The organism is Arthrobacter sp. LAR12-1-1.1 (assembly GCF_040676555.1).
GTDB lineage: Bacteria > Actinomycetota > Actinomycetes > Actinomycetales > Micrococcaceae > Arthrobacter.
Window position 1 is genome coordinate 1 of record NZ_JBEGIG010000074.1, and the last position, 254, is coordinate 254.

Sequence of the window (254 nt, forward strand, 5' to 3'; positions counted from 1 at the left end):
GTACCATCGGCGCTGTGGGTCTTAGCTTCCGGGTTCGGGATGGGACCGGGCGTTTCCCCCACGCTATGACCGCCGTAACCCTGTGTCCGCACCCGCCGGCGCCTGGTGGCGTGGGGGTGGGAAATCTTGTGGTTACAACATCTGTGGTGTTGTTATTTTGTTGTCGGTTCCTGTGCAACAGTGCCGTCGGTGACGGGTTTGTTGTTTGGGAACCACATAGTGGACGCAAGCAGTCTTGTTTCTTTGTACCCTTC

General features: G+C 57.5%; 1 rRNA gene. It reads right to left on the reverse strand.

Annotation, left to right across the window (positions count from 1 at the left end):
* Positions 1-77: ribosomal RNA gene (rrf, locus tag MRBLAR12_RS22105) — 5S ribosomal RNA — on the reverse strand; the annotation flags it as partial.
* Between the last annotated feature and the right edge of the window lie 177 nt (positions 78-254).